Below are 26,197 nucleotides of genomic sequence, written 5' to 3'. Positions count from 1 at the left end.
GTTCTCGGGTGCCGGCCTTCGCATGTCTTACTTGGTCCAGTGCTGGGCGACCAGGTCGGTGGCCTGCTTCTCCCACTGGGCGTAGGCGTCCGGGTAGGCGCTGACCTGCACGGTCTGGGCGGCCTCGGTCAGCGGCATGTCCTGCCAGCCGTCGACCTGCTTCAGGCCCTTCAGGAACGCCAGGGTGGCGTGCTCGGGGTCGGTGATCTCCTCGGGCGTGCCCCAACCACTGGAGGGGCGCTGCTGGAACAGGCCCAGCGAGTCGTGGTCGTTGCGGTCGCCGAGGTGGCCGAGGTTCTCCAGCTTCGACTCCTGCAGGGCGGTGGCGATCGAGACGACCGCGGCGCGCTCGGGCAGGCCGGCCTTCTTCGTCGCCGCGACGATCGCCTTCACGTTCGCGGTCTGCTCGTCGTTCAGGCTGATGCTCGACTGCTCACCCTGCACGCTCGCGGCGGCCGTGACCGGCGTGGCGGCGTGGGCGGGGGTGTCGGCGTGCGCGGCGATCGGACCGGCGAACACACCACCGGTGAAAGCCAGACCAGCGACACCCAGGATGCTCTTACGCAGGATCGTGTTCATGGTGGGGGCTCCATTCGGGGGTCAACACACCCGCGGGGGCGGGGTGCGGGCACCGTCAGGCGCTCAAAAGATCAGGGGGGTTCGGCTGCTCGCGGTGCGGCGCCGGGAGTGTGTGCAACGACCGGGCGGCCACCGCCATTCCCGGGGCCGTCACCGCACGGGATGCGAGTCGACCGGCTCGGGGCTCAGCCGGGCCGAGGCCGTTGGCCGGCTCGTCGAGCACCAGCACGTCGGGCCGGCGCACGCAGCCGGCGGACTCCTGCCGGCCGGCCTCGGGGCTCGCGGCGCGGGCGCCTTCCTCGGTCGTTCACCCGTCTACAACGCCCCGCACCCCGCCCCGATTCCACCGCCAGGGTGCCGCCCACCACCCCCGAACCGGACACCGACCCCACCCGGCGGCACCCCCGTGCCACCCCACCACAATTCGCCACACGACTAACGCCATGGGCGCCGCAACGCCCCGCAGACGCCCATAGCGTTCCACCCAAGCCCCGCGCGCCCCGTGAGTGGAACGTTATGGGCGTCTCGGGGCCGCGCAGACATCCGTAGCGTTCCACCCGCCCCTCACTAGCCCCGCGAACCCTGCGGGTGCGCGGACGCCGCCGACCCGGTCCGGAACGCCCACCGGCCGGGAACCTCGCCACGCCCCGTCCACCGCCGGCGTGGCGCGGGCCGCAGTGCAAGCTCGACCGGGGCGGGTTCGGTCTCGCCTTGCGTGTCCGTCCGGTGGCAGACTGCGCCGTATGGGCGATACGGCGGCGACGGCGACCCGTCACCTGGTGCTCCTGCACGGCATGGGCGCCACCGGCGAGGTGTGGTTGCCGTGGGCGCCACTGCTGGAGCGTCGCTGGCCCGGCCGCTGACTCGCCCCCGACCTGGCCGGCCACGGCTGGTCACCGCCGCTGCCGGAGTATTCGTTCGCGGCCCTGGCGCAGCGTGCGGCGGACGGCCTCGGGTCGGTTCGGCTCGGTCCGAACGACCGGCTCGTGCTGCTCGGGCACTCGCTCGGTGGCGTGGTGGCGCTGGCGTTGGCCGCCCGGCAGCGCGGGCTGCCGGTCGACGCCGTGGTGGGGCTCGGCATCAAGGTGGCCTGGTCACCGGCGGAGCTGGCGAAGGCGGAGGAGTTGGCCGCCCGGCCGGTGACCTGGTTCGCCACCCGCGACGAGGCGGCCCGACGCTATCTGCGGGTCTCCGGGCTGGCCGGGCTGTTCGCCCCCGACCATCCGGTGGTCGACGCGGGTCTGCGCCGCGAGGACGGCCACGCCCAGCGCGGTGACGGTCGCTGGCGGCTGGCGATGGATCCGGCCGCCTTCGCGGTGGGGGCGCCGCGCCTGCCCGCCCTGCTGGCCGCCGTCGACGTGCCGGTGCTGCTGGCGCGGGGCGAGCTGGATCCGATGGTGACCGACGCGCAGCTCAAGGAGCTGGGCGTTCCGGCGGCCACGCTGCCGGGGCTGGGCCACAACGCGCACGTCGAGGACCCGGCGGCGGTGCTCGCGCTGCTCGACGCGTACCTGTGAGGGGTCAGACGGCGGCGCGCGGCGACGGGACGGCGAAGTCCGGCTCCAGCTCCCGGCGGGCGGCGTCGAGGAACGCCTCGGCGTAGCGGTCGGCGGGGAAGTCGCCGAGGTAGCGGCTGCGGGCCGCCCAGCGCTCGGCGGCCTTCGGGTCGCTGTCGAGCAGCGCGGTGAGCACCTCGTCCACGTTGGACATGTCCCGGCGCAGCACGTAGCCGCAGGACGCCAGCGGGAACCGGGCGACGAAGTGCTCGCCGTCCACGCCGGTGTCGGTGACCGCGTACGGCTTGCCGGAGTAGAGCCAGTCGGAGATGACGCCGGAGACGTCGGAGACCAGCGCGTCGGCGCGGTTGACGCACTCGGTGAGCGTCAGCTCCCCCGCCGCCGCCGCGCCCCACAGGTGCGGCCGGCCGGTCTTCGCCCGGTCGGCCGCGAGCAGTTCGGTGAGCCGGGCGAGCTGCCGGGCCGAGGCGGGGTTCCGGTCGGTGTAGGGGTGGGCGCGCAGGATCACCGCCGCGCCGCGGTCGATCAGCCGGCGGATCAGCGTCTCCGCCACCGGCAGCGAGCAGTAGTTGGCGTCGGCGTGGTGCCCGGTCCAGGTCGGGGTGTAGAGGACGGTCGGGTGCGCCGACGCGGGCGCCGGCTCCCGGCGTACCTCGATGGCCTCGACCTGGGGGCGGCCGACCACGACGAACTTCTCGGCGGGGATCTCCACGCCAGCGCGGGCGTAGCGGTCGATCGCCGCCGGCCCGGCCACGAAGATCTTGTCGAAGATGGCGGACACCGGGTTGGCGCTGGGCGCCTTGTCGCTGTCGCCGTGGTGCAACTGCACGTGGGTGAGCTGGTGGAACCGGATGCAGTGGGCGTTCTTCGCGCCGTGGTTGACGTAGAAGGCGGCCCGGAGGCTGGGCACCAGGGCCTCGTCCAGGGCTTTCAGCGTCGGGCAGAGGACCACCGGCGCGCGGGTCGCGGCGGCCACGGTGGCGAGGAACTCCGGCTCGCGCAGCACCACCAGGAAAGGCCGGCCGATCCGCTCCAGGTAGGGCAGCCACATGGTGAGCTGGTATTCCGAGCCGGGCGGGGCGGAGAAGTGCAGCACGAACTCCGGCTGGTGCCGGCGCAGCGCGCGGCCGATCGGACCGCCGCCGGCCGGCGGGCGGAACCGGCGTCGGGCCAGGTCGAACGCGACCGCGGCGCAGCCGGCGCCGAGCAGCAGCGTGGCGGCCAGCGGCAACCAGGCCGGCAGGGCCAGCGCGGCGGCGAGCGCCACCAGGGCGAGCAGCACCAGCACGGCGTCGCCGAGCCGGGCGGCGACCGGCGGTGCCCAGGACCGGACCGGCAGGTTGGCCGCCCGGATCTCCAGCGCGCCGGCCTGGCGCAGCGGGCCGACCAGCAGGACCAGGCCGAGCAGGACCAGCGCGGTGGCGGCCAGCGCCGGGTCGAAGCCGTCGTCGGCCCGGCGGGCGTAGCCGACCAGGATGCCGGCGGCCACCAGCACCGTCTCGACGAGCCCGTCGGCGGAGGGTCGGACCCGACGCTCCCACGCGGTGGCGGCCAGCGCGGCGACCGCCAGGGCGAGCCCGGTGCCGGTGGCGCCGGTGAGCGCCACGACGAGGAACGCCAGCACGGCCGACCCGCTGGTCAGCACCCGGGCGATCAGCTTCCGGACCAGGTCACCACGCATCTCGGTCGTCCCGTCCGTCAGGCGCCGACGCCGACATCGGAGCGGTGCGCGCCGGGCTGGGCGGGCACCGCGGCGACCGGCTCCCCGGGCGCCCGGCGGACGTCGACCACCTGGCCGGTCAGCTCGGAGATGAGCACGTCCAGGGAGGCCTGGGCGACCGCCTCGGAGGCGAGCAGCGTGTGCTCCGGCTCCTCGCCGAACGCCTTGGTGCGCATCGGGGTGGCGGTGCGCTCCGGGTTGACGCAGTTGACCCGTACGCCGAACTCCGCCCACTCGTCCGCGAGCGCCTGGGTCAGGTTGACCAGCGCGGCCTTGGTGGCCGAGTAGAGCGCGTAGCGTGCCCGGCCCCGGGTGTAGGAGCTGGACGTGTAGAGCAGCAGCTGGCCCTTGGTCTGCTGGAGGTAGGGCAGCGACTGCCGGGCGATGGTGACCGGCCCGACGAAGTTGACGTGCAGGAGCCGGTCCATCGTCTCGTCGTCCATCTCGGCGAGCGCGCCCTTCTCCAGGATCCCGGCGGTGACCACCACGTGGTCGATCCGGCCGGTCGCCTCGAAGGCGGTCTTCAGCGCGGCGGCCACGTCCTCGGCGCGCTCGACGTGGGTGCCGGTGGTGGAGCGGCTGAACGGGAAGACCTGGGCGCCGTAGCGGCGGGCCAGCTCGGTGAGGTCGTGGCCGATGCCGTAGCTGCCGCCGAACACCACGATGGTCCGGCCGGTCAGCTCCTCGGCGTAGCCGCGGTGGGTGAGCCGGGGCGCCTGGGCGGCGGCGAGCTGGAAGAGCTTGTCGGCCAGGTGCACGTCGACCGGGTGGGTGACCTTGATGTTCTCGTCCGAGCCGTCGATCACCTTGATCGGCGTGCCGGGCAGGTAGCGCAGCACCACGCCGCAGTCGTCGGTGGCGGCGAAGTCGCTGTCGCCCTCGGCCCGCCGATAGGCCTCCCGGATGGTGCCGGAGCGGAACGCCTGCGGGGTCTGGCCGCGGCGCAGGCGGGCCCGGACCGGGATGTCGGTGATGCACTCGTCCGCGTCGACCTGGATGATCGTGTCGGCCGATCCGATGGCGACGTCGACCGCCGAGTAGCTCCAGAGCGCGTTCACGCACTCGCGCACGATCCGCGCGCTGACCAGCGGGCGGACCGCGTCGTGGAAGAGGATGTTGACGTCACCCTCGCCGACCGCGTCGAGCGCGATGCGGGTGGTGTCGTTGCGGGTGTCGCCGCCCTCGATCACCTTGGTGACCTTGCGGAAGCCGGCGCCGGCGACGATCCGCTCGGCGTCGGGCACGTGGCCGGTGGCCATCAGCACGATGATCTCGTCGATCTCCGGCGCGGCCTCGAAGACGGCAAGCGTGTGCTCGATGATCGGCTTGCCGGCGATCTTCAGCAGTTGCTTCGGGATGCCCAGGCCCAGTCGGGTCCCGGTGCCTCCGGCGAGGATCACGGCCACCGTGCGTGCGGGTCGCCAGGGTGCCGGGCTCGCCGGCACGGCGTCCGGTGCGGTGGGGTGCTCCTGCGTCATTGCCGTACCTCACTGTGGGGGAAGGGTGACCGGTTGGTGAACTTTGACCGACGGGCCAGTGAACCTTAACGCGTACGGCGGAGCGCACCGCTTCGGGCGCAAGCCCGGGCGGTGCGCTCCGCCGGGCTACTTCTGGTTCTCGTACGCGTCGCAGACCTCGTCGGTCGGGCCGTCCATCTTCAGCACGCCGCTCTCCAGCCAGATGGTCCGCTCGCAGGTGTCCCGGATCGTGCCGATGCCGTGGCTGACCAGGAAGACCGTGCCGGCGCTGGCGCGCAGCTCGCGCACCCGCTCCTCGCTGCGGGCCCGGAACTTCCGGTCACCGGTGGCCAGCGCCTCGTCGATGAGCAGCACGTCGTGCTTCTTCGCGGCGGCGATGGCGAACCGCAGCCGGGCGCCCATACCGGACGAGTAGGTGCGCATCGGCAGCGAGGCGAAGTCGCCGCGCTCGTTGATGCCGGAGAACTCGATGATCTCCGGGGCGAGCCGCTTGACCTCCTCCGGGGCCATGCCCATGGCCAGGCAGCCGAGCACCACGTTGCGCTCGCCGGAGAGGTCGTTGAGCAGCGCGGCGTTCACGCCGAGCAGGGACGGCTGGCCCTGGGTGTAGACCGCGCCGCGGGCCGGCGGGAGCAGCCCGGCGATGGCCCGCAGCAGGGTCGACTTGCCGGAGCCGTTGCTGCCGATCAGGCCGATCGCCTCGCCCTGGTAGGCGGTGAAGCTCACGCCCTTGACCGCGTGCACCTCGCGGATGTTCGGCGCCTTGGTCCGGGAGGTGATCCGCTTGAGCGCGGAGACCGGGCTGGTGCCGCCGGTCGCGCCCTTGTGGATCCGGTAGATCACGTGCACGTCGTCCACCACCACGGTGGGGACGCGGCCCGAGTCGGTCACCGGGCCGGCGTTCACCGGCAGGGTCTGCTCAGCCACGGCCGTACTCCTTCTCTCCGCGCCAGAAGTAGACGAAACCGCCGATGCCCACCACCACGGCCCAGCCCGCCGCGAGCAGCCAGAGCTTGGTGGGGGAGGAGACCAGGTTCTGCTGGTGGGAGTCGAGCAGCGCGTGCCGGGCCAGCTCGATGAAGACCAGCGGCGGGTTGCACTCCAGCAGGTTCGCCGCCCACTCGGGCAGGTGCTGCCGGAACAACCTGACCGGGTAGAGGACGCCGGAGGCGTACAGCCAGGTCCGCATCACGAACGGCATGATCTGCCGCAGGTCGGTGACCTTCGAGCCGATCCGGGCCATCACCATGGACAACCCGATGTTGAAGATCGTCTGGAGCACCAGCGTCGGCGCGATGAACAGCCACCGGAAGGTGAGCGGCTCGCCGGTGAGCAGCACGATGGCGGCCAGCACCACCATGGACATGAGCAACTGCTGGAGCTGGACCAGGGTGACCGTGATCGGCAGCGCGGCCCGGGGGAACTGGAGCGCCCGGATCAGGCCCAGGTTGCTGGTGATCGCGCTGGTCCCGTTCGACACCGCGGTCTGGGTGAACATGAAGATGAACACACCGGTGCAGAGGTACGCGATGAAGTTCGACACGTTCCGGTGCTGGGACAGGATCACGCCGAAGATCAGGTAGTAGACCGCCGCGTTGGTCAGCGGCGTCAGCACCTGCCAGAGCTGGCCGAGTTGGGTGTTGCTCAGCGAGGAGGCGACCTTCGCCCGCGAGTACGCGGTCATGAAGTGCCGGTACGCCCACAACCGGCGGGCGTACTCGGCCAGTGGCGGGCGCTCGCCGGCGACCCGAAGCCCGTACCGCTGGGCCAGTTGGGCCCGGGTCAGTCCGGATTCGGGATCGGCCACCGCGGTGTTGGCCATGATCAGGCGCTCCGATCTTTCGTGCTGATGGGGAGCAGTGCGGTGAAGACATCCAGCGTGGCCGGGCGGGGAGGAGCCGCCTCGCTGCTGCATGGAAGGTAGTCCACCGAACGTCGGGACGCAACCGTACCGTCGTTGCGCTACATTGTTCCACGTGACGACCGAGAAGAGGCGTGCCCCGGCCGGCGCGGCGGTGCTGCGCGGGGAGATCACCAGTGCCATCCGCGCCGCCGTGATGCAGGAGCTGGCCGAGGTGGGCTACGGACGCCTGTCGATCGAGGCGGTGGCCCGGCGGGCCGGGGTGAGCAAGACCGCCATCTACCGCCGCTGGCGTTCCAAGCTCGACCTGGTCCTGGACATGGTCTCCGCGGTGGCCGGGCGCAACCTGCCCCTGCTGGACACCGGAAGCCTGCTCGGGGACCTGGAGATCCTGCTGCACGTGATGGCGCGTGCGCTGCGTCACCGGCTGGCCGCGCAGATCATCCCGGACCTGCTCGCCGAGGCGGCCCGCAACCCGCAGATCGGGGAGAAGCTCCAGGCCGCGCTGGACGACTACCAGCAGGCCGTCGGCCGGATCCTGATCGGCCGCGCGGTCGAGCGCGGCGAGCTGTCGCCGGACACCGACCGGCGTGCGGCGGTCGACCTGATCGTCGGGCCGATCTACTGGCGGATGGCCATCTCCCGGGCTTCGCTCAAGACCGCGGAGGTGCCTCGGATGGCCGCCGCGATCGTCGCGGCGCTGCGGGTAGCATGCGTGGAGCCCGTCCGCGACGAGGTGGAAGTGTGAGGCACGACGAGGCCACCGACGCCCGGTCGCCGATCATGAACAGTGCGCGACATCGGGTCGGACACTGAGCGCGAAGTCAGCGCCTGTCCCCCAGACCGTTACCATCCCCCCGAAACATCCCCCCACAGTCACGTCGACAGGAGGAAGCCCCATGGTCGGGCCGCATCCAGAGTTCATTCCCCCAGCACGACCGATCATCGGCGAGGCCGAGATCGAGGCGGCTGTCCGGGTGCTGCGGAGCGGCCGGGTCGTGCAGGGCCCCGAGGTCGCGGCGTTCGAGGAGGAGTTCGGTGACCTGGTCGCCGGGCGGCACTGCGTCGCCGTCAACTCCGGCACCTCGGCTCTCCAGCTCACCCTGATGGCGCTCGGGTTCGGCCCCGGCGACGAGGTCATCGTCCCGTCGTTCTCGTTCGCGGCCAGCGGCAACGCGGTCCGGCTGGTCGGCGCCGAGCCCGTCTTCGTGGACATCGAGCCGGGCAGCTTCTGCGTCGACCCGGAGGCGGTCGCCGCCGCGATCACGCCGAAGACCGTGGGCATCATGCCGGTGCACCTCTACGGCCACCCCGCCGCGATGGACCGGATCATGGAGATCGCGCAGCGGCACGGCCTGGCCGTCGTCGAGGACGCCGCCCAGGCCCACGGCGCCGAGCTGAACGGCACCCCGGTCGGCGCGTTCGGCACCGCCGGCTGCTTCAGCTTCTACCCGACCAAGAACATGCACTCGCTCGAAGGCGGCATGATCACCACCGCCGACGCCGAGCTGGCCCGCACCCTGCGGCTGCTGCGCAACCAGGGCATGGAGCAGCGGTACGCCAACGAGATCGTCGGCGCCAACATGCGGATGACCGACGTCGCCGCCGCGATCGGCCGGGTGCAGCTCACCCAGCTCGCCGACTGGACCGAGCAGCGCCGCGCCAACGCCAAGTTCCTCGACTCCGCCATCACCGGCATGGTCACCCCGCCGGTCGCCGACGGCGCGAAGCACGTCTACCACCAGTACACGGTGCGGGTGACCGGCGACCGCGACGCCGCTCAGGCCCGCCTCACCGAGCTGGGCATCGGCAACGCGGTCTACTACCCGACCCCGATCCACCGGCTCAAGCCCTACCTGACCGAGGCCGGCACGCCGGGCCCGTGGGACCTGCCGGAGACCGAGCGGGCCGCCGCCGAGGTGGTCTCGCTGCCGGTGCACCCGTCGCTGACCCAGTCCGAGCTGGAGCGGATCGCCGAGGGCGCGAACCTGGCCGGGGGCGCCCGATGAGCGAGGGACGCAAGCTGCGGGCCGGCCTGATCGGCCTCGGCGCCATGGGGCGCAACCACGCCCGGGTGCTGTCGAACCTGGACGGTGTCGAGCTGGTCGGCGTGGTCGACCCGGCCGGCGACGTGACCGGCACGCTGCGCGCGCCGGTCGTACCCGAGGTGAGCGACCTCATCGCCCTGGGCGTCGACTACGCGGTGGTCGCCTGCCCGACCGCGCTGCACGAGAAGGTCGGCCTGGAGTTGGCCGCCAACGGCGTCTGCGCGCTGATCGAGAAGCCGCTGGCCCAGTCCGTCGAGGCCGCCACGAAGCTGGTCGAGGCGTTCGAGGCCGCCGGCCTGGTGGCCGGGGTGGGGCACATCGAGCGCTACAACCCCGCCCTGCAGAGCCTGCGGACCCGGCTGGAGGCCGGCGAGCTGGGCGAGGTGTTCCAGGTCGTCACCCGGCGCCAGGGCCCGTTCCCGCACCGGATCGCCGACGTCGGCGTGGTGATGGACCTGGCCACCCACGACATCGACCTGACCGCCTGGGTCACCGGCCGGGAATACACCTCCGTGTCCGCGCACACCGTCTCGCGCAGCGGCCGGCTGCACGAGGACATGGTGGCCGTGGTCGGCCAGCTCAGCGACGGCACGATGGTCAACCACCTGGTCAACTGGCTGAGCCCGCTCAAGGAGCGGTCCACCGTGGTCACCGGCGACAAGGGCTGCTTCGTCGCCGACACGCTCACCGCGGACCTCACCTTCTACGCCAACGCCGCCATCGACACCGAGTGGGAGGCGCTGCGCGCGTTCCGGGGCGTGGCCGAGGGCGACATGGTCCGCTTCGCCATTCCCAAGCGGGAGCCGCTGCTGGTGGAGCACGAGCGGTTCCGCGACGCGGTCGAGGGCAAGGAGAGCGACATCGTCACCCTGCGGCAGGGCCTGCGGACCGTCGACGTGGCCGGCGCGGTGCTGCGGTCCGCGACCGAGCGCGTCACGGTGGCCATCCCGCCGGCGGCGCGGAGCTGACCGTGAAGGTTCTGATCGCTGGCGGCGCCGGCTTCATCGGCAGCACCATCGCCTCGGCCTGCCTGGATGCCGGCATCACCCCGGTGATCCTGGACAATCTCAGCACCGGGCGGGCGGAGTTCGTCGAGAACCGCATCTTCTACCGCGGCGACATCGCCGACTCGGCGCTGGTCGACCGGATCTTCGCCGAGCACCCGGACATCGAGGCCGCGGTGCACTGCGCCGCGCTCATCGTGGTGCCGGACTCGGTCCAGCACCCGCTGCGCTACTACCGGGAGAACGTCGGCAAGACCGTCGACTTCCTCGACGCGCTGGTGGCCAACGGGTGCGGGCGGTTCCTGTTCAGCTCCTCGGCGGCGATCTACCAGCCGGGGGACGACTTCGCGGTCGACGAGACCTCCCCGGTCGCGGCCACCAGCCCGTACGGGGAGAGCAAGGCGATGGTCGAGCGGGTGCTGGCGGACAGCGCCCGCGCGTACCCCCTGCGGGTGATCTCGCTGCGCTACTTCAACCCGGTCGGCGCCGACCCGAAGATGCGCACCGGCCTGCAACTGCCGCGCCCGTCGCACGTGCTCGGCAAGATGATCGAGTCGGCCCGCACCGGCACCACGTTCCAGGTCACCGGCGTCGACTGGCCGACCCGGGACGGCTCGGGCATCCGCGACTACGTGCACGTGTGGGACCTCGCGCAGGCCCACGTCGAGGCGCTGCGCCGGTTCGACACCGTGCTCGCCGGCGACCGCCGGTACGAGGTGTTCAACCTCGGCACCGGTGACGGCACGACGGTGCGGGAGTTGCTGGACGCCTTCACCACAGTGCTCGGCCGGCCCATCCCGACGGTGGTGGCGCCGCGCCGGCCCGGTGACTCGGCCGGCACCTACACCCGCAGCGACCGGGCCCGCCACCATCTCGGCTGGGCGCCGACGCTCACCCTCGCCGAGGGCATCCAGCACTCGCTCCAGTGGGCCGAGCTGCGGGACGAACTGCTCGGCCCGGCGGACGACGCGGTCGGGGCGGCGCGCGTGCCCGCTCCGCGCTGAGCCACCCGCACGAGAGAGGGCCCCACCGGTCAGCCGGTGGGGCCCTCTCGTCGTCGAGCGGTCAGGACTCGAGCAGCAGCCGGTCGAAGTGGTGCTGCACCACCGACCAGTCCCACTCCCGCAGCGCGTACGCCGACGCGTCGCGACCGGCGGCGCGCCAGGTCTCCTCGGTGGCGGTGGTCGCCAGGATCCGCTCCACCGCCTCCTCCGGACTGCCGATCACCCAGCCGTTCGGATAGAGCGTGCGGGCGCTGTTCGGCCGCCCGGCGAAGAACGGCCAGTCGCGCACCACCGGGACGGCGCCGCTGGCCGCGCCCTCCATCAGACCGCAGTGGCAGCCCTCACGCACCGACGAGCTGATGATGACGCCGATGTCGCTGAGCATCTTCGGCACCTCGCTGGTGGGCCCGAGCCGGCGCACCGCGCCGTCCGCCTCGAACTCCCGCACGTCGCGGTTGAACGCCTCCAGGTAGTCCCGGCTGGCCACGCTCACGTTGGGGTTCATGTCGCCGCCCACCAGCAGCAGTCGGTACCGCTCGTCGCGCTTGCGCAGCAGCCGCAGCACCTCGATCGCCCAGCGCGGGTCCTTGGCGACCTGGCTGATGCCCACCATGCCGAGCTGGAAGCGGGCCTCCGACGGCTTGTCGATCTGGAACCCGCGCAGGTCCATCGCGTTGTCCAGCACGTGCATGCGCGGCCCGTCGGGGCCCTTCAGGTAGGGCACCAGGGTGGTGGTGAGATCCCGGATGTGATCGGCCACGAAGACCAGGTCGTCGATCCGGGAGAAGTCCACCATGTAGGGCCAGCGCGACAGCGCCTCATAGCTGTGCAGGCGGACGATGATCCGGGTGGTGCCCGGGTCCACCATGGTGAACAGCGCCGCCGGCGCCACGCACCAGTCCACGAAGACCGTGTCCGCCCAGTCGAGGTAGGGGCGCAGCCGCTCCTCGGCCTTGTCGCCGTAGGCCGTGGAGTCGGCCGACAGGCGGTGCTCCAGCATCGGCTTCGACGCCCAGGTGACGCTCTTCAGCGCGGCGTTCGCCGCCAGGTCGACGAAGCGGACCTCGACCTGCGGGTGCGCGTCGTAGTAGGACCGGATCAGCTTCAGGAAGTTGTCGTTGGCGCTGGTGGCGATCAACAGACGCAGCGGCCGGTCGGTCGGCGGCGGCGCCGCCGGCTGGAGCCGGCCCCGTGGGCTCGCCACCGTGGTCGCCGCCAGCGAGCGGCGGAACGGCGCGACGAAGCCCTCCGGGTCCTCGGCCAGGGGCGAGGTGAGCTGGTCGATGTGCAACACCCGGTCGAAGGCCAGCGTCATGGCCCGGTTCAGCAGGTCCGCCGCGGCCACGTTCTCGTCCGCCCGGTGCCGCTGGTCGGCCACCTTCAGCAGGGCCTCCACCGCGCCGTCCAGGTCACGCGGCGGCATGCCCGCCTTGAGCTCGCGACTCGCCGCCTCACCGAGCATCCGGGCCCGCGCGGCCGGCGTGCGGAGCTTGCTCGCCGTGGCGGTGAGGACCATCGCCTCACCCTCGGGCCGGTCCGCCCAGGCCATGCCCTTGGCAACCTGCCGGGCGACCTTGGTACGCATCGAGTCGGGCATCTTCGGCGCCTTCAGCGCGGTCAGCCAGAGCTGGGTGCCGGCCTTGCTGCGCATGATCGGGCGGGCGGTCACCGCGTTCACCGCGGCCCGTGGCGCGCCACTGATCAACCGGTTCACGCTCTGCCGCACCAGCGCGGTGGACGGGATGCCGTTGGCCAGACGCTGGAGCGGCCCGGTGCCGTTGCGGTCCTTGCGGTCGGCGAGCGCCTGCACCGCGGCCTGGATGCCGTAGCGGGCGTCGGCGGACCGGTTGCGCTGGGCGAACCGCCACACCGTGTAGACCGCGTGCGCGTCGAGGGCGACCAGGACGTCGGCGGTGCGGGCCTGCTCCCGGGCCCAGGGCTCCCGCCGGATCCGGCTCCACACCCGCTCCCCGGGGACCTGCCGGGCCAGGGTGCGCGTCGGCGAGTCCTTCGCGATGTCCGCCGGAAGCGCACACACCCCGTCGAGGTGCAGATCCTCCGCCATCTCGTCCTGGTTGAGCGCGCCGACCAGGTGGACGCGGGCGCCTGCCTCACGCAGCCGCTGCACCGCCGTGCTGAGAATTCCGGCCTGCGGGGCGACCCCCGTCACCAGCAACACGTTGCTCATGCGCGCACCCCACCGGATCGCTCGTCCTGCTCCATCGTCACGCCCGCCGCCGACGGATGCACCACCGCGCCGTTGACCGGCAGGTCGTGCGGTGCCGCCAGGGCGTGCGCCGCCAGTTGCGCGACCGCGTTGCGCATCAGGATCTCCCGGGTGAACGGGTCGGCGTGGTGCCGGACCCCGGCCCGCTGCTCGTCGGTGGCCTCCACGACCATCCGGGCGGCCGCGCGGAAGCTCTCCACCAGGCGCAGCTCGTCCAGGCCGCAGGCACCCGTCCACAGCGGGTGTCCGTCGAGGACCCGGGAGGCGTCGTGGTCGACCTCGTGCACCGAGACGATCGGCAGGCCGGTCGCCATGTACTCGTAGACCTTGCCGGAGGTGACGTACCGGCCGCCGATCAGGATCAGCACCAGGGCGTCCCAGCCGCCGTACGTCTCGGCGACCTCCGCCTTGCGCACCGGGCCGCCGAAGGAGACGCCGTCGGCCGCGGCCTCGCGGATCAGCTCGGTCAGGCCGTTCGCCTCCCGGTTCGCGCCGGCGCCGATGTGCCCGCGGATCTCGAACCGGGCGTTGCGCAGCAGCGGCTCCTGCTTGCGGGCCTCGCGCCACGCGTCGAGCACCACGCCGAGCTGGTGGGTGGTGTAGTTGACGGTGCCCAGGTAGCCGAAGGTCAGACCGGCCTCCGGGTCGGGCTGGCGCGGGCGGATCGCCGGGACGCTGTCCCGGTCGTAGCCGTTGCGCACCACGTGCACCCGGTCCGCCACGTGCGGGTAACGCGCCCGGTAGTGGTCGGCGATCGGGTCGTTGACCACCCAGAGCGACTGGCAGTGGTCCAGGATCCGGCGCTCCCAGAGCCCCGCCTCGGAGTCGGGGGTGAAGGCCTGACCGCCGTTGACCACGTCGATCGACCAGCCGTCGCGGAAGTCCACCGCGTAGGGCACGCCGTGCAGCTCCCACAGCTTCCAGGCCGCGGCCAGGTTGACGTAGGGCACGCAACTGGCCAGCAGCAGGTCGGCCGGGTGCTGGCGGTGGACGTCGAGGACCGCCCGCTCCAGCGCGCCGCGCCAGCTGCCGAACACCGGCTCCGGGAAGATCCGCTTCTCCCGCTTGCGCAGGTTGGTCAGCCACTTGGCCGGGCGCAGCGCGCGCTCCTCGCTGAACTGGCGGAGGTCCGTCTCGAGGTCTTCCCGGGCCAGCGGCAGCTCCACGACCTTGATCTCGGGATCGACCTGGTCGAGGAGGCTGTAGTCGAGGCCCGAGTCCCGCTCCCAGGAGGCGGCGGTGATCGTCACCACGGTGACGTCCCAGCCGATCCGGCGGAACTGGTTGGCCGTCTCCCGCATCCGGTAGGCGCAGCTCTTGGCCGCCGGCGGGAACCCGATGGCCAGGTAGATGAGATGCGGACGACGACCACGGCCGGCCGTGGGGCGGCCGTTCGCGGTGGAGTGCGACGTGTCGAGGGATGGCGTCATGGTCGGGCGAACACCCCGAGTCTCTCGGTCGGCGGGCACTGTCACTTCGCGGCGAGGGTCTCGACGACCCGCTGGGCCGCCCGGCCGTCGCCGTACGGCGTGCCCTGGGCGGCGGTGGGCGCCGGTCGGGTGGCGATGTCGATCCACTCGGCGCGGGAGCGGGCGGACGGGTCCGGGACCAGGCGGTTCCAGTCGTCGGCCAGGGTCTCGACCCATTCGGTCTCCGGTCGCAGCGTGGTGCACGGCCGGGAGAGGAGGTAGGCCTCCTTCTGCAGGCCACCCGAGTCGGTCACCACACCGGCCGAGCCGAGCACCGCGGCCACCATGCCGGCGTAGGGCAGCGGCCGGCCGACGTGCACGGCGCCCCGGCCCAGCTTCAGACCGTGCTCCTCGGCCTTGGCCACCAGCCGCGGGTGCGCCAGCAGCGCCACCGGCACCGGCAGGTCGGCCAGGCCGTCGAGCAGCGCGGCCAGCCGGGTGCGTGAGTCGGTGTTCTCCGCCCGGTGCAGCGTGGCCAGCAGGTAGGGCTCGTCGGCGCGGATCCCCTCCGGCAGCGCCGGAGCGGGGTGCCGGCCGGCCAGGACGGCGTCCCGGACACCGAGGCACACGTCGACCATCACGTCGCCGACCAGGACGGACCGGGCGGCGAGCCCCTCCGCGGACAGGTGTCGCATCGCCTCGTCGGAGGGCGCGAGCAGCAGGTCCGCCGCGTGGTCGGTGAGGATGCGGTTGTGCTCCTCCGGCATCATCCGGTTGAAGGAGCGCAGGCCCGCCTCGAGGTGGGCGACCGGCAGGTGCATCTTGACCGCGGAGACGGCGCCGGCGAGGGTCGAGTTGGTGTCGCCGTAGACGAGCACCCAGTCGGGCTTCTCGGCCTCGAAGACCGGGTCCAGTGCGGCGAGGGCCTTGCCCGTCTGCACGCCGTGCGAGCCGGAGCCGATCCCGAGGTGGATGTCCGGGTCGGGGATGCCGAGACCGGAGAAGAACACGTCGGAGAGGTCCGCGTCGTAGTGCTGGCCGGTGTGCACGATCCGGTGTTCGTGCTCGGTGGCGGCGAACGCGGCGGCGATGGGAGCGAGCTTGATCAGCTGAGGGCGTGCCCCGACGACGCTGATGACCTTCACCTGTAGAACTCCTCGTGTGATCTCGTGAAAGGCAGCTGCGCGTCGGCAGGCGCTGTCCCTTGAGTCAGAGACGAATTCTGCCTCAGTCGGACGTGACCGCCAAATTCCCGCACCGTGCGCGAGACAAGCGTCAACCACATGTCGCCTGGCCGTCACCTTCGCGCCGTCCGCCCGGTGTCGCGCCGCCCGGGACGGGCCGACCCGTAGGATTCGCCGGTGTGACGACGGCACATCCCACCGGCAAGCCCACGAGCAGCCCGCCCGCCGACCCGCCGGAGGCTGTGGCCGAGGGTGCGCGCGCACCGAGCGTACCGCCGGCCCCGGCGGCCCCGCAGACCCCGACGGTCACGGCGGACCCGGAGGTCACGGCGGGCCCGGAGGTCACCACCGTCCCGCACCGCCGCCGGTGGTCCGGGCGTCGCCTGGTGGACCTGGTCGTCGGCCTGGCGTTCGTGGCGGGCGCGCTCTGGGTAACCGGGCGCGGCTGGCTCGACATCGACGGGCGGCTGCTCGGCAGCCGCCCGGACGACCAGGGGTTCAACGAGTGGATGCTGGCGTACGCCGCGCACGCGGTGACCAACCTGGAGAACCCGTTCTTCACCACGCTGCAGAACGCCCCGGACGGCGTGAACCTCATGTCGAACGTGGGGATGCAGCTGCCGGGCATCCTGTTGACGCCGGTCACCCTGCTCGGCGGCGCGCCGCTGTCCTACCTCCTGCTGATCACGCTGAACCTGGCCGGCACCGCCTTCGCCTGGTACTGGGTGCTCGACCGGCACCTGACCGGCAACCGGGCCGCCGCCGTGGTCGGTGGCCTGTTCTGCGGGTTCGCCCCGGCGATGGTGACCCACTCCAACGGGCATCCGCACATCACCGCGCAGTGGCTGGTGCCGTTCCTGGTGTGGCGGATCGTCCGGATGACCCGGTCGGTCGCCCCGGTACGGGACGGCCTGGTCCTGGGGGCGCTGGTCGCGGCGCAGTTCTTCATCTCCGTCGAGGTCCTCTTCCTGGTCGCCATCGGCGCGCTGATGGCCACGGTGGCGCACCTGGCGCTGCGGCCCCGGGAGACCGTCCGGCTGGCACCCCGGGCGCTCGGCGCGCTGGCGGTCGCCGGCGGGCTGGTGCTGCTGGTCACCGCCTACCCGCTGTGGATGCAGTTCGCCGGACCGCAGCACCGGATCGGGCACCCCGGTGACCCGGACGTCTACACGCTGCGGGTGCGCTCGTTCGTGGCCTACGCGACGGAGTCGATCGGCGGCGGGCCGGACAGCGCGCAGGGACTGGCGCCGAACACCACCGAGCAGGCCAGCTTCTTCGGCTGGCCGGTGGTCGTGCTGGTGGCGGCGGCGGTCCTCGGGCTCCGCCGGGAGCTGGCCGTCCGGGTGCTGGCCGTGGTGGCGCTCGTCGCCGGGGTGTTCTCGCTCGGCTCGACGCTGAGCTGGGGGCCGGCGAAGAGCGACGTGCCCGCGCCGTTCGCGCTCCTGCACGACCTGCCGATCGTGGACGCCATGGTGATCGCCCGGTTCGCGCTGATCACCACCGTCGCGTTCGGGCTGCTGCTGGCCCTCGCCGTGGCCCGGCTCGACGGCCTGGCGACGCGGACCCCGCGGGTGGCCGCGCCGCTGCGGCTGCTGACCGCGGCGGCGCTCGTCGGCGCGCTGCTGCCGATGCTGCCGACGCCGCTGCCGGCGAAGGGCCGGGTGCCGGTGCCCGAGTTCGTCACGTCCGGCGAGTGGCGTGAGCACGTCGCCGACGGGCGGACGCTGGTGCCCGTCCCGGTGCACAACATGACCTCGATCAACTGGGGTTCCGCGGCGCTGACCGGCTTCGCCGTGCCGCAGGGCTACTTCCTCGGCCCGACCTCGCCCGCCGACGACACCGGTCGCTGGGGCACTCCGCCGCGCCCGACCGCACTGCTGCTCACCGCGATCGGCGCCGGCACCCGGCCGCCGACGGTCAGCGCGGCGGAGCGCGACCAGGCGCTGGCGGACGCGCGATGGTGGCGGGCGGACGCGGTGGTGCTGCCCCGGCACGCGCACGAGGCCGAGCTGAAGACGTTCCTGGACGCCTGCTTCGGGCCGGGGCAGCGGGTGCGTGACGTCTGGCTGTGGGACGTGCGGCCGGTAACCCGGTGACCGGCGGCGCCGGTCAGGGCGAGGACGGCCAGACCAGCAGCAGGTAGCCGCCGAGGTAGGCGGAGGCGGCGGTCATCCCCACCAGGATGATCACCGCCCGTGCGGTGCGGGCGGTGGCGAGACCTCGGGCCACCGGAAGCAGCAGCGCGAACGCCGGCACCAGGAAGCGGGCCTTGGAGTTGAAGTAGCCGGAGGCGCCGATCGTGGTGGCCAGCAGCAGCGCGCTGTACGCCAGCAGCGGCCAGGGCTGCCGGTCGACGACGCTCAGCGCCAGCAGGACGAGGCTGGTCGCCAGCACCGCGACGATCAGATAGAACTGGAGCTTCGCCGGCTGGTCCAGCGTCGTCCCGGTGAACTCCAGGGTCCCCGCGCCGCCGTCGAAGGTCGAGTGCCAGCCCTCGGTCTGGATCTGGAACCAGCCGTCCACCCGCCCCGTGCGCCAGCCCACCCAGCCGACGTAGCCGAGCCAGCCCAGCGGCGCCAGCAGCAGGGCCGCCGCCGGGCGCCAGGTGCCCTGCCGGCGGGCCAGCGCGATCAGGCCGGCCAGCATCACCACCGGGATGAGCGCGGTCGCGGTGGGCCGGGTGGCCCCGGCGACGAGGCAGAGCACCCCGGCGGTGAGCCACCGGCCGGTCAGCGCGGCGTACAGCGACCAGGCGGCCAGCGCCGTGAAGAGCGCCTCGGTGTACGCCATCGACTCGACGATCGCGTGCGGCAGCAGGCCCCAGACCACCGCCAACAGCACCCCGGTGCGCCGGTCGTGCAGGTGGTTGCCGACCGCGAACAGCCCCCAGGCGGCGGCCAGGGAGGCCAGCCAGGCCAGCGCGATCGCCGTGCCGCGGAACTGGAACGGCGACAACGGGTCGGCGAGCCGGATCAGCAGCGGATAGAAGGGGAAGAACGCCAGGTTGCTCTGGAGGGTCTCGGCCCGGTCGTACCCGTGCTCGGCGATGGCGAGATACCAGCTGGCGTCGGCCCGGTTGCCGATCTGCTTGGCGAACGACGCGTCCCGGGCGTGTCCCCAGATCGCCAGCGTGACCAGCCCGACGGCGCGGACGGCGGCGTAGCCCACGAGCGCCGGCCAGGCCGCGCGCAGCGCCCGGCGGAGCCGCCGCGCCCGGGTGTGGTCGCCCGGCGAGCCGGTGGCCCGCTCGTCGCGTTCGTCCGATCCGGCCCCGTCGGTGGCCCCGTCCCTGCCGATTGCCGATTCCGTCACCAACGTGCGCCCCTCGCAGCTGTTTCAGCCCCGGGTGACCCTAGCAAGCAGGCCGGTCGCGCCCGCGTCCACGCGCCCGCGCCGACCGGCCATTTCCGGCTCGCCGGGGCACCCGCCGGATGCCACCGGGCGGCCATCGCCGTGCCGTACACTCGCGGAGGTTCCGTCCGGTGCCGCGGCCGTGCGGCGCGGACGGCGCAGGCGAGGTCGCTCTCAGCGCGTCGAGGATCGTCGACGCGTGCGCCCGTTGCCGGCGGCGGATCCCCGCCCCCCAGCGAACACGGCGATGGAGAAGGATCAGATGAGCACGCCGGACGTCAGCGTCATCGTCGCCGTCTACAACACGATGCCCTACCTCACCGCCTGTCTGGACTCGCTGGTCGGCCAGACCATCGGCCGGGACCGGCTGGAGGTGGTCGCCGTCGACGACGGCTCCACCGACGGCAGCGGCGCGGAGCTGGACCGCTATGCCGAGCGCCACCCGGGCACCGTCCGGGTGCTGCACCAGGCCAACTCCGGCGGCCCGGCCGCGCCGAGCAACGTGGCGCTGGACCACGCCCGCGGCCGCTACGTCTTCTTCGTCGGCTCCGACGACCACCTCGGGCCGGAGGCCCTGGAGCGGCTGGTCGACGCGGCCGACCGGTGGGACTCCGACGTGGTGCTGGGCCGGATGGTCGGCACCAACAAGCGCTACGTGCACCAGGCCGTCTACGCCAGCACCCAGGAGCGGCTCGACCTGTTCGACAGCGCGCTGCCGTGGTCGCTGTCGAACACGAAGCTGTTCCGGCGGGACCTGATCGAGCGGCACGGCCTGCGCTTCCGCACCGACATGCCGATGGGCAGCGACCAGCCGTTCACGCTGGAGGCCTGCTTCCGGGCGAAGAAGATTTCGGTTCTCGGGGACTACGACTACTACTTCGCGGTCAAGCGGGAGAACGCCCAGAACATCACCTACGCCAGTCGCTTCGAGGAGCGGCTGCGCTGCGCCGAGGAGCTCGTCGGGTTCGTCGCCGGCCTGATCGAGCCGGGACCCCGCCGGGACGCGGTGCTGGTCCGCCACTTCACCTGGGAGGTGGCGAAGCTGCTCCGGGCGGAGTTCCTCGACCTCACGCCGGACGTGCAGCAGCACGTCCACGATCGGGTCCGCAAGCTGGCGGAGGCATACCTGACCGAGGGCGTGCTGACCCGGATGGCGCCGGCGGAGCGGCTGCGGCTGGCGGTGGCACGCGACGGCGACCTCGACGCGCTGCGCGAGCTGATCGCGCAGCAGGCGGACAGGACGCTGCCCGAGGTCACGATCGCCGACGGGCGCTGGTACGCCCGGCACGTCGGCTTCCGCGATCCCGCCTTCGGCTACCCCGACGACTGGTACGACGTGACCGACCGCGCCGCCACGCTGCTGGCCAAGCTGACCGCGACCGGGCTGGCCTGGGGGCGGGACGACGCCGGCGCCCGCGCCCTGGTGCTCACCGCGCAGAGCCGCCGGGCCGAGCTGGCCGAGCTGAGCGCCGACGCGCTGCGGGTCAGCGTGGGCGACCTGACGGGAGTCACGTCGGCGACGCCGGGCGGTCCCGGTACCGTCGTACGAACGGACTTCGCGGTGGACCGGCTGCTGGCGATCGTGGCGCCGAACGGGGAGCGGCGTACCGTGCGTGCCGAGGTGTCGACCCTGGGCGGGATCGGTGCGGCGCCGCTGCGCGCCGACCGTCCCGTCGCCGCGCCCCGGCGGCTGGCCCGGCGCGGCGTCCGGCTGCACCTCGTCACGCCCACCACGAACCACAAGGGCCAGGTGATCGTCGCGATCACGCCGGTGACCCCCGGTCGGTTCCTTGCCCGCCTGCGCCGAATCTGGCCCTCTGGAGGAAAGTAGTTCATGAACATCTGCGTCGTCGCGCTCGGAAAGATCGGCCTGCCGCTCGCCGTGCAGTTCGCCTCGAAGGGGCACCGGGTGCTCGGTGCCGACGTCTCCGAGCGGGTCGTCCAGCTGGTCAACGACGGTGCCGTGCCCTTCCCGGGCGAGGCCGACCTGGACGTCAAGCTGAAGGAGGCGGTGGCCGCCGGGCTGCTGTCGGCCACCACCGACACCGCCGCCGCGGTGGCCGAGTCGGAGGCCGTCGTCGTGGTCGTGCCGCTGTTCGTGGACGCCGAGGGCGTGCCGGACTTCGGCTGGATGGACGACGCCACCCGGGCCATCGCCCGTGGCCTCAAGCCGGGCACCCTGGTCAGCTACGAGACCACGCTGCCGGTCGGCACCACCCGCAGCCGCTGGGCGTCGATGCTGGCCGAGGGCTCCGGTCTCACCGCGGGCACCGACTTCCACCTGGTGTTCAGCCCCGAGCGGGTGCTCACCGGCCGGGTCTTCGCCGACCTGCGTCGCTACCCGAAGCTGGTCGGCGGCATCGACGAGGCGTCCGCCGCGCACGGCGTGCGGTTCTACGAGGCGGTGCTCGACTTCGACGAGCGGCCCGACCTGGACCGGCCCAACGGCGTGTGGGACCTCGGCTCGGCCGAGGCGTCCGAGCTGGCCAAGCTCGCCGAGACGACCTACCGGGACGTCAACATCGGCCTGGCGAACCAGTTCGCCCGCTTCGCCGACACGGTCGGCGTCGACGTCACCAAGGTGATCGAGGCGTGCAACACCCAGCCGTACAGCCACATCCACTCGCCGGGCATCGCGGTCGGCGGGCACTGCATCCCGATCTACCCGCGGATGTACCTGTGGAACGACCCGGCGGCCACCGTGGTCCGCTCGGCCCGTGAGGCCAACGCCGCGATGCCGGACTACGCGGTCGACCTGCTCGCCGCCGCGTACGGCGACCTGACCGGGGTGGGCGTGCTGGTGCTGGGCGCCGCCTACCGGGGCGGGGTGAAGGAGACCGCCTTCTCGGGTGTCTTCCCGACCGTCGAGGCGCTGCGTCGGCGGGGCGCCACGCCCCACGTCTCCGACCCGATGTACTCCGACGAGGAGCTGGCCGCGCACGGCCTGCCGGGGTACGCCGGCGAGCCGATCGGCGCCGCGGTGATCCAAGCCGACCACGCGGAATACCGCAACCTCACCCCGGCGGACCTGCCGGGCGTGACGGTGCTGGTGGACGGCCGGCGGGTCACCGACCCGGCCCGGTGGGCGGGCGTGCGCCGCGTGGTCATCGGCGGCTGACCCTGGTGTGCCCGGTGGGCCCCGGCCGTGTCGGCCGGGGCCCACCGTGCGTGGGGCGCGGTCGCGGAAGCCGTCGTCCGTTGTTCACCCACCGGACACCCCGGTAATACTTGCGTCACTTGGCCCGTTTAGGGTCGCAGCCGTCCGGATCGGGCCTCTCCGACACCGGCGGGCAGACAGGGAGCGTGTCGTTGTTCAGCAGAGTACGCAGCCAGCAGGGCCTCGCCGCGGTCGCCGCGATGTTCCTCGGGTACGGCGTCATGATCCTCGCCGGGGCCCTCGGCCTGGTCATCCCGTACGCGATCGCGGCGGTGGTCGCCCTCGGTGGTGAGCTGGTGCTGGCCACCCGGTTCGCGGCGACCGCGGAGCTGATCGCCAAGGCAGGTGTCGGCCTGACCTTCCGGCGGCTGGTCCGGGACCTGTCGGTGGCGCTGCTGGTGATCGCCGCGGTCCGGCCCGGCGTGCTCGGCACGGTCGCGGTGCTGCTGCTGCCCGCCGCGCTCTGGACCGTGGCGGTCGGCACCACCGCCGTCACCAAGTCGATCGAGGGACGGGTCGACCCGCCGGCGTACACCCGCAACATCGACCTCGGCGCGCTGCGCCGGGTGCCGACACCGCCGGCCTGGACGCGGCGGCTGGCCGGGCTGCGGTTGCCGCTGCTCAACGTGCTGCTGGTGCCGGCGGCCGTGGTCGCCGCGGCGGTGGACCGGGTCGCCCCGGCGGTGGTCACCGGCGCTCTGACGCTCGTCGCCGGCCTGGTCACCGCCGCCGTGCTGGCGCTGGCCGCGCTGCGCGGTCGAGGCGCGACCCCGGGCGTGCTGCCCGCCGTGCACGACTGGCTGGCCCGGGAGAAGCCCGAGGTGGCCCTCTACTTCGCCGGCCCCGCCAAGGACGTCTACCAGGCCAACATGTGGCTCGCGCCGATGGAGGCGACCGGCCGGCGGGCGGTGGTGCTGGTGCGGGCCGCGGAGGCGTTCCACCAGTTGGCCGACACCCGGCTGCCGGTGATCTGCGTGCCGGCCGGCGTCGACTTCATGAACCTCGACCTCGGCTCGCTGCGGGTCGCGCTCTACGCGGCGAACGTCGGCGCCAACATCCACCTGCTGCGCGAGCCGGGCGTGAAGCACGTCTTCGTCGGCCACGGCGACAGCGACAAGGCCGCGAGCGTCAACCCCTACAGCAAGGTGTACGACGAGGTGTGGGTCGCCGGTCCGGCCGGCCGGGAGCGGTACGCCCGGGCCGGGGTCGGCGTGTTGGACCGCGACATCGTGGAGGTGGGCCGCCCGCAGCTCGCCGGCGTGCACACGTTCGGCTCGGGCGCCGCCGACCACCTGTTCACCGTGCTCTACGCGCCCACCTGGGAGGGCTGGCTGGACGACGACCCCTACCACACCTCGCTGGTGCTGATGGGGGAGCGGATCGTGTCCGGGCTGCTGGCCGCCGGCAACCTGCGGGTGATCTACAAGCCGCACCCGCTGACCGGCACCCGCTCGCCGAAGGCCAGGGCGGCCCACGAGCGCGTCGTGGCCCGGATCCGCGCGGCCGGCGGCGAGACCGACCCCGCGTCGCTCGACGGCACCGCGCACCTGGTGGTGACCGGCCGCACGCCGTCGTTGTTCGACTGCTTCAACGTCACCGATCTGCTGGTCAGCGACGTCTCGAGCGTGGTCTCCGACTTCGTGCAGAGCGAGCGCCCGTACGTGGTGGCCAATCCGGCCGGGCTGCCCGAGGACGAGTTCCGCCGGCAGTTCCCGACCGCGCGGGCGGCGTACCTGCTCTCGGCGGACGGCGGCGAGCTGGCCAAGATCCTCGCGGTGACCCGGGGCGGGGACGACCCGATGGCCGAGGCGCGGCGGGAGTTGAAGGAATACCTGCTCGGCCCGGTCGGGTCCAACCCGATGGACCGGTTCCGCGACGAGATCGGCCGGCTCTGCGGCTGACCGGCCCACCGACGCCAGGGGGCGACGACCGGACCGGTCGTCGCCCCCTTGCGTGTGCTCAGCCCTGGTGCGGCGGGTTGTCGACGTCGCGGGAGACGACCTCGCCCTTCTCGTCGACCCAGCCCTTCGGCCGGGCCGGGTTGCCGGCCACCAACTGGTAGGGCCGGACGTCCCGGGTGACCACCGAGCCGGCGGCGATCATCGCGTACTCGCCGACCTCGATGCCGCAGACCAGCGTGGCGTTGGCGCCGATCGAGGCGCCCCGGCGGACCAGCGTCGGGGTGATCGTCCAGTCCGGATTCTGGGCGCGCGGTCGGAAGTCGTTGGTGAACACCGCGCACGGGCCGACGAAGACCTCGTCCTCGATGGTCACGCCCTGGTAGACCGAGACGTTGTTCTGGATCTTCACGCGGTCGCCGACGGTGACGCTCGCGTCGACGTAGACGTTGCGGCCGATCACACAGCCGGCACCGACCTGGGCGCTCGACCGGATGTGCGCCAGGTGCCAGACCTTGGTGCCGTCGCCGACCCGGGCACCGGACTCCACGTCGGCCGTCGGGTGGACGAAGACGGAGGCGGACCGGTCGTTGCTGTCAGTCATCTCAACTCGCATCGTGGCGGGGCGCGTCGCGCCGTCGGGCGGGGCTCGACGCAGCATAACGAGCACCTCGGCCGAGCAGTTCGGCCACCGCGTCGGCGGGCGGCCGGTCCGCCGGCAGCGGATGCGCCGCGACCACCGCGTCCACCGGCAGCGCGCCGTACAGGTGCGGGAAGAGCGCCCCGCCGCGGGACGCCTCCCAGCGCAGCGCGTCGCCGAGCCGCGCCTCGTCCACGGCGAGCAGGGTGAGCCCGGTGACCCCGCCGAAGTGTCGACGCGCGGTCTCCACCACCTGGTCGGCAGCGGAGAGGTGCAGGTAGCCGTCCTGCCGGTCCAGCGCGGAGCCGGCGAACCGTCCGTCCGCCCGTGCCTGCCGCCACTCGTCGTCGGCCAGAATCTTGTAGATCACCACCGCAGCGTAGAGCGGTCTCGCGTGGCGGCGGCGCGTCTGCCACCATTCCCAGGGCAACACCGCCGGCGAACGGAGGCACGGGTGCGGATCCTCCTGGTCGAGGACGACCGTCGGGTCGCCGCCGCGCTGTCCTCCGCGCTGACCCGCCGTGGCTACCAGGTGGAGCACGCCGCCACCGTGGCCGCCGCGCTCTCCGCCGCCCCCTGCGACCTGGTGCTGCTCGATCTGACCCTGCCCGACGGCGACGGCACCGACCTGTGCCGGGAGCTGCGCCGGCGCAGCAGCCAACTCGGCATCATCGCGGTGACCGCCCGGGGCGAGGAACGCGACCGCGTCCTGGGCCTGCGGCTGGGCGCCGACGACTACGTGGTGAAGCCGTTCTCGATGGTGGAGTTGCAGGCCCGGATCGAGGCGGTGCTGCGCCGGGCGTCGCACACCGTGCCGGAACGCAACCTGATCGAGGCGGGCCCGGTCCGCATCGACGTGGGCGGCCGGACGGTGAGCGTGGCCGGGCGGGCGGTGACGCTGACCCGTAAGGAGTTCGACATCCTGCTGTCGCTGGCCCGCCAGCCCGGGGTGGCCGTGCCGCGGGACCGGATCCTGCTCGACGTCTGGGGCACCGTCTGGGCCGACCGGCACACCGTCGAGGTGCACGTCGGCTCGCTGCGCGGCAAGCTCGGCGACTCGACGCTGGTGGAGACCGTCCGCGGGGTCGGCTACCGGCTCCGCGCCGCGTGAGGGGGCCCG

Annotated in this window: 21 protein-coding genes; 10 read left to right on the top strand and 11 right to left on the bottom strand. The window is 72.9% G+C overall.

The window, feature by feature from the left end; translation table 11 throughout:
• Positions 1 to 27 precede the first annotated feature (27 nt).
• Complete coding sequence (locus O7618_RS15055; RefSeq protein ID WP_278106729.1) at positions 28 to 579, bottom strand: hypothetical protein; 552 nt, start codon at positions 577 to 579, stop codon at positions 28 to 30.
• An 875-nt stretch (positions 580 to 1,454) separates the two neighbouring features.
• Here O7618_RS15055 and O7618_RS15050 point away from each other — a divergent pair.
• Positions 1,455 to 2,096, top strand: coding sequence for an alpha/beta hydrolase (locus tag O7618_RS15050; protein ID WP_278110018.1), 642 nt, complete (start codon positions 1,455 to 1,457; stop codon positions 2,094 to 2,096).
• 4 nt (positions 2,097 to 2,100) lie between these two features.
• Here O7618_RS15050 and O7618_RS15045 read toward each other — a convergent pair whose 3' ends face one another.
• The 4 genes from O7618_RS15045 to O7618_RS15030 all read right to left on the bottom strand — a co-directional run bounded on the left by O7618_RS15045 (position 2,101) and on the right by O7618_RS15030 (position 7,116).
• Positions 2,101 to 3,777 (bottom strand): CDP-glycerol glycerophosphotransferase family protein, encoded by a 1,677-nt coding sequence (locus O7618_RS15045; protein ID WP_278106728.1) that lies wholly within the window; start codon positions 3,775 to 3,777, stop codon positions 2,101 to 2,103.
• A gap of 17 nt (positions 3,778 to 3,794) precedes the next feature.
• Positions 3,795 to 5,294: a bifunctional cytidylyltransferase/SDR family oxidoreductase gene (locus tag O7618_RS15040; RefSeq protein ID WP_278106727.1), complete on the bottom strand. Its 1,500-nt coding sequence runs from the start codon at positions 5,292 to 5,294 to the stop codon at positions 3,795 to 3,797.
• Positions 5,295 to 5,420: 126 nt separating this feature from the next.
• Positions 5,421 to 6,221, bottom strand: a complete 801-nt coding sequence (locus O7618_RS15035; protein WP_278106726.1) for an ABC transporter ATP-binding protein — start codon at positions 6,219 to 6,221, stop codon at positions 5,421 to 5,423.
• Positions 6,214 to 7,116: an ABC transporter permease gene (locus tag O7618_RS15030; protein WP_278106724.1), complete on the bottom strand. Its 903-nt coding sequence runs from the start codon at positions 7,114 to 7,116 to the stop codon at positions 6,214 to 6,216. Before O7618_RS15030 ends, O7618_RS15035 begins: the two co-directional genes overlap by 8 nt.
• A gap of 154 nt (positions 7,117 to 7,270) precedes the next feature.
• Between O7618_RS15030 and O7618_RS15025 the strand changes: the two genes are divergently transcribed.
• The 4 genes from O7618_RS15025 to galE all read left to right on the top strand — a co-directional run bounded on the left by O7618_RS15025 (position 7,271) and on the right by galE (position 11,211).
• Complete coding sequence (locus O7618_RS15025) at positions 7,271 to 7,903, top strand: TetR/AcrR family transcriptional regulator (protein ID WP_278106722.1); 633 nt, start codon at positions 7,271 to 7,273, stop codon at positions 7,901 to 7,903.
• Positions 7,904 to 8,054: 151 nt separating this feature from the next.
• Complete coding sequence (locus O7618_RS15020; protein ID WP_278106720.1) at positions 8,055 to 9,164, top strand: DegT/DnrJ/EryC1/StrS family aminotransferase; 1,110 nt, start codon at positions 8,055 to 8,057, stop codon at positions 9,162 to 9,164.
• Positions 9,161 to 10,171, top strand: a complete 1,011-nt coding sequence (locus tag O7618_RS15015; protein WP_278106719.1) for a Gfo/Idh/MocA family oxidoreductase — start codon at positions 9,161 to 9,163, stop codon at positions 10,169 to 10,171. Before O7618_RS15020 ends, O7618_RS15015 begins: the two co-directional genes overlap by 4 nt.
• Positions 10,172 to 10,173: 2 nt before the next feature.
• Positions 10,174 to 11,211 (top strand): UDP-glucose 4-epimerase GalE, encoded by a 1,038-nt coding sequence (gene galE, locus O7618_RS15010; RefSeq protein WP_278106718.1) that lies wholly within the window; start codon positions 10,174 to 10,176, stop codon positions 11,209 to 11,211.
• 61 nt (positions 11,212 to 11,272) lie between these two features.
• Here galE and O7618_RS15005 read toward each other — a convergent pair whose 3' ends face one another.
• The 3 genes from O7618_RS15005 to wecB are packed head-to-tail and all read right to left on the bottom strand — an operon-like array spanning position 11,273 to position 15,992.
• A complete protein-coding gene (locus O7618_RS15005) occupies positions 11,273 to 13,399 on the bottom strand; it encodes a glycosyltransferase family 1 protein (RefSeq protein ID WP_278106717.1) in 2,127 nt (708 codons plus the stop codon).
• Positions 13,396 to 14,868, bottom strand: coding sequence for a glycosyltransferase (locus O7618_RS15000; protein ID WP_278106716.1), 1,473 nt, complete (start codon positions 14,866 to 14,868; stop codon positions 13,396 to 13,398). The genes O7618_RS15005 and O7618_RS15000 overlap by 4 nt, the downstream gene beginning before the upstream one ends.
• Positions 14,869 to 14,909: 41 nt before the next feature.
• Entirely contained in the window at positions 14,910 to 15,992 is a 1,083-nt protein-coding gene (wecB, locus tag O7618_RS14995) for a UDP-N-acetylglucosamine 2-epimerase (non-hydrolyzing) (RefSeq protein ID WP_278106715.1), read from the bottom strand.
• Positions 15,993 to 16,210: 218 nt separating this feature from the next.
• On the opposite strand from wecB, the gene O7618_RS14990 reads away from it, so the two are divergent.
• Positions 16,211 to 18,127 (top strand): hypothetical protein, encoded by a 1,917-nt coding sequence (locus O7618_RS14990; RefSeq protein WP_278106714.1) that lies wholly within the window; start codon positions 16,211 to 16,213, stop codon positions 18,125 to 18,127.
• Positions 18,128 to 18,140: 13 nt separating this feature from the next.
• On the opposite strand, the gene O7618_RS14985 is transcribed toward O7618_RS14990, so the two are convergent.
• A complete protein-coding gene (locus O7618_RS14985) occupies positions 18,141 to 19,343 on the bottom strand; it encodes a hypothetical protein (protein ID WP_278106713.1) in 1,203 nt (400 codons plus the stop codon).
• A 301-nt stretch (positions 19,344 to 19,644) separates the two neighbouring features.
• On the opposite strand from O7618_RS14985, the gene O7618_RS14980 reads away from it, so the two are divergent.
• The 3 genes from O7618_RS14980 to O7618_RS14970 all read left to right on the top strand — a co-directional run bounded on the left by O7618_RS14980 (position 19,645) and on the right by O7618_RS14970 (position 24,440).
• Positions 19,645 to 21,213, top strand: coding sequence for a glycosyltransferase (locus tag O7618_RS14980; RefSeq protein WP_278106712.1), 1,569 nt, complete (start codon positions 19,645 to 19,647; stop codon positions 21,211 to 21,213).
• A 3-nt stretch (positions 21,214 to 21,216) separates the two neighbouring features.
• On the top strand, positions 21,217 to 22,500 hold the full coding sequence (locus tag O7618_RS14975) for a nucleotide sugar dehydrogenase (RefSeq protein WP_278106711.1): 1,284 nt from the start codon (positions 21,217 to 21,219) through the stop codon (positions 22,498 to 22,500).
• A 191-nt stretch (positions 22,501 to 22,691) separates the two neighbouring features.
• Positions 22,692 to 24,440, top strand: coding sequence for a CDP-glycerol glycerophosphotransferase family protein (locus tag O7618_RS14970; protein WP_278106709.1), 1,749 nt, complete (start codon positions 22,692 to 22,694; stop codon positions 24,438 to 24,440).
• A 58-nt stretch (positions 24,441 to 24,498) separates the two neighbouring features.
• On the opposite strand, the gene O7618_RS14965 is transcribed toward O7618_RS14970, so the two are convergent.
• Entirely contained in the window at positions 24,499 to 25,041 is a 543-nt protein-coding gene (locus O7618_RS14965; protein WP_278106708.1) for an acyltransferase, read from the bottom strand.
• Between the two features lies 1 nt (position 25,042).
• Complete coding sequence (locus O7618_RS14960) at positions 25,043 to 25,447, bottom strand: DUF952 domain-containing protein (RefSeq protein WP_278106707.1); 405 nt, start codon at positions 25,445 to 25,447, stop codon at positions 25,043 to 25,045.
• Between the two features lie 84 nt (positions 25,448 to 25,531).
• Between O7618_RS14960 and O7618_RS14955 the strand changes: the two genes are divergently transcribed.
• On the top strand, positions 25,532 to 26,188 hold the full coding sequence (locus O7618_RS14955; protein ID WP_278106706.1) for a response regulator transcription factor: 657 nt from the start codon (positions 25,532 to 25,534) through the stop codon (positions 26,186 to 26,188).
• Positions 26,189 to 26,197: the final 9 nt, after the last annotated feature.

It is taken from the genome of Micromonospora sp. WMMD980 (genome assembly GCF_029626035.1).
Lineage (GTDB): Bacteria > Actinomycetota > Actinomycetes > Mycobacteriales > Micromonosporaceae > Micromonospora.
Note: the sequence above shows the minus strand (reverse complement) of the source record. Positions and strands in the feature narration are given on the sequence as shown.

Bases quoted from the DNA above. Each gene is read 5' to 3' on its own strand.
- O7618_RS15055 (WP_278106729.1), bottom strand. From the start codon at position 579: ATGAACACGATCCTGCGTAAGAGCATCCTGGGTGTCGCTGGTCTGGCT.
- O7618_RS15045 (WP_278106728.1), bottom strand. From the start codon at position 3,777: ATGCGTGGTGACCTGGTCCGGAAGCTGATCGCCCGGGTGCTGACCAGC.
- O7618_RS15040 (WP_278106727.1), bottom strand. From the start codon at position 5,294: ATGACGCAGGAGCACCCCACCGCACCGGACGCCGTGCCGGCGAGCCCG.
- O7618_RS15030 (WP_278106724.1), bottom strand. From the start codon at position 7,116: ATGGCCAACACCGCGGTGGCCGATCCCGAATCCGGACTGACCCGGGCC.
- O7618_RS15020 (WP_278106720.1), top strand. From the start codon at position 8,055: ATGGTCGGGCCGCATCCAGAGTTCATTCCCCCAGCACGACCGATCATC.
- O7618_RS15015 (WP_278106719.1), top strand. From the start codon at position 9,161: ATGAGCGAGGGACGCAAGCTGCGGGCCGGCCTGATCGGCCTCGGCGCC.
- O7618_RS15005 (WP_278106717.1), bottom strand. From the start codon at position 13,399: ATGAGCAACGTGTTGCTGGTGACGGGGGTCGCCCCGCAGGCCGGAATT.
- O7618_RS15000 (WP_278106716.1), bottom strand. From the start codon at position 14,868: ATGACGCCATCCCTCGACACGTCGCACTCCACCGCGAACGGCCGCCCC.
- O7618_RS14980 (WP_278106712.1), top strand. From the start codon at position 19,645: ATGAGCACGCCGGACGTCAGCGTCATCGTCGCCGTCTACAACACGATG.
- O7618_RS14975 (WP_278106711.1), top strand. From the start codon at position 21,217: ATGAACATCTGCGTCGTCGCGCTCGGAAAGATCGGCCTGCCGCTCGCC.
- O7618_RS14965 (WP_278106708.1), bottom strand. From the start codon at position 25,041: ATGACTGACAGCAACGACCGGTCCGCCTCCGTCTTCGTCCACCCGACG.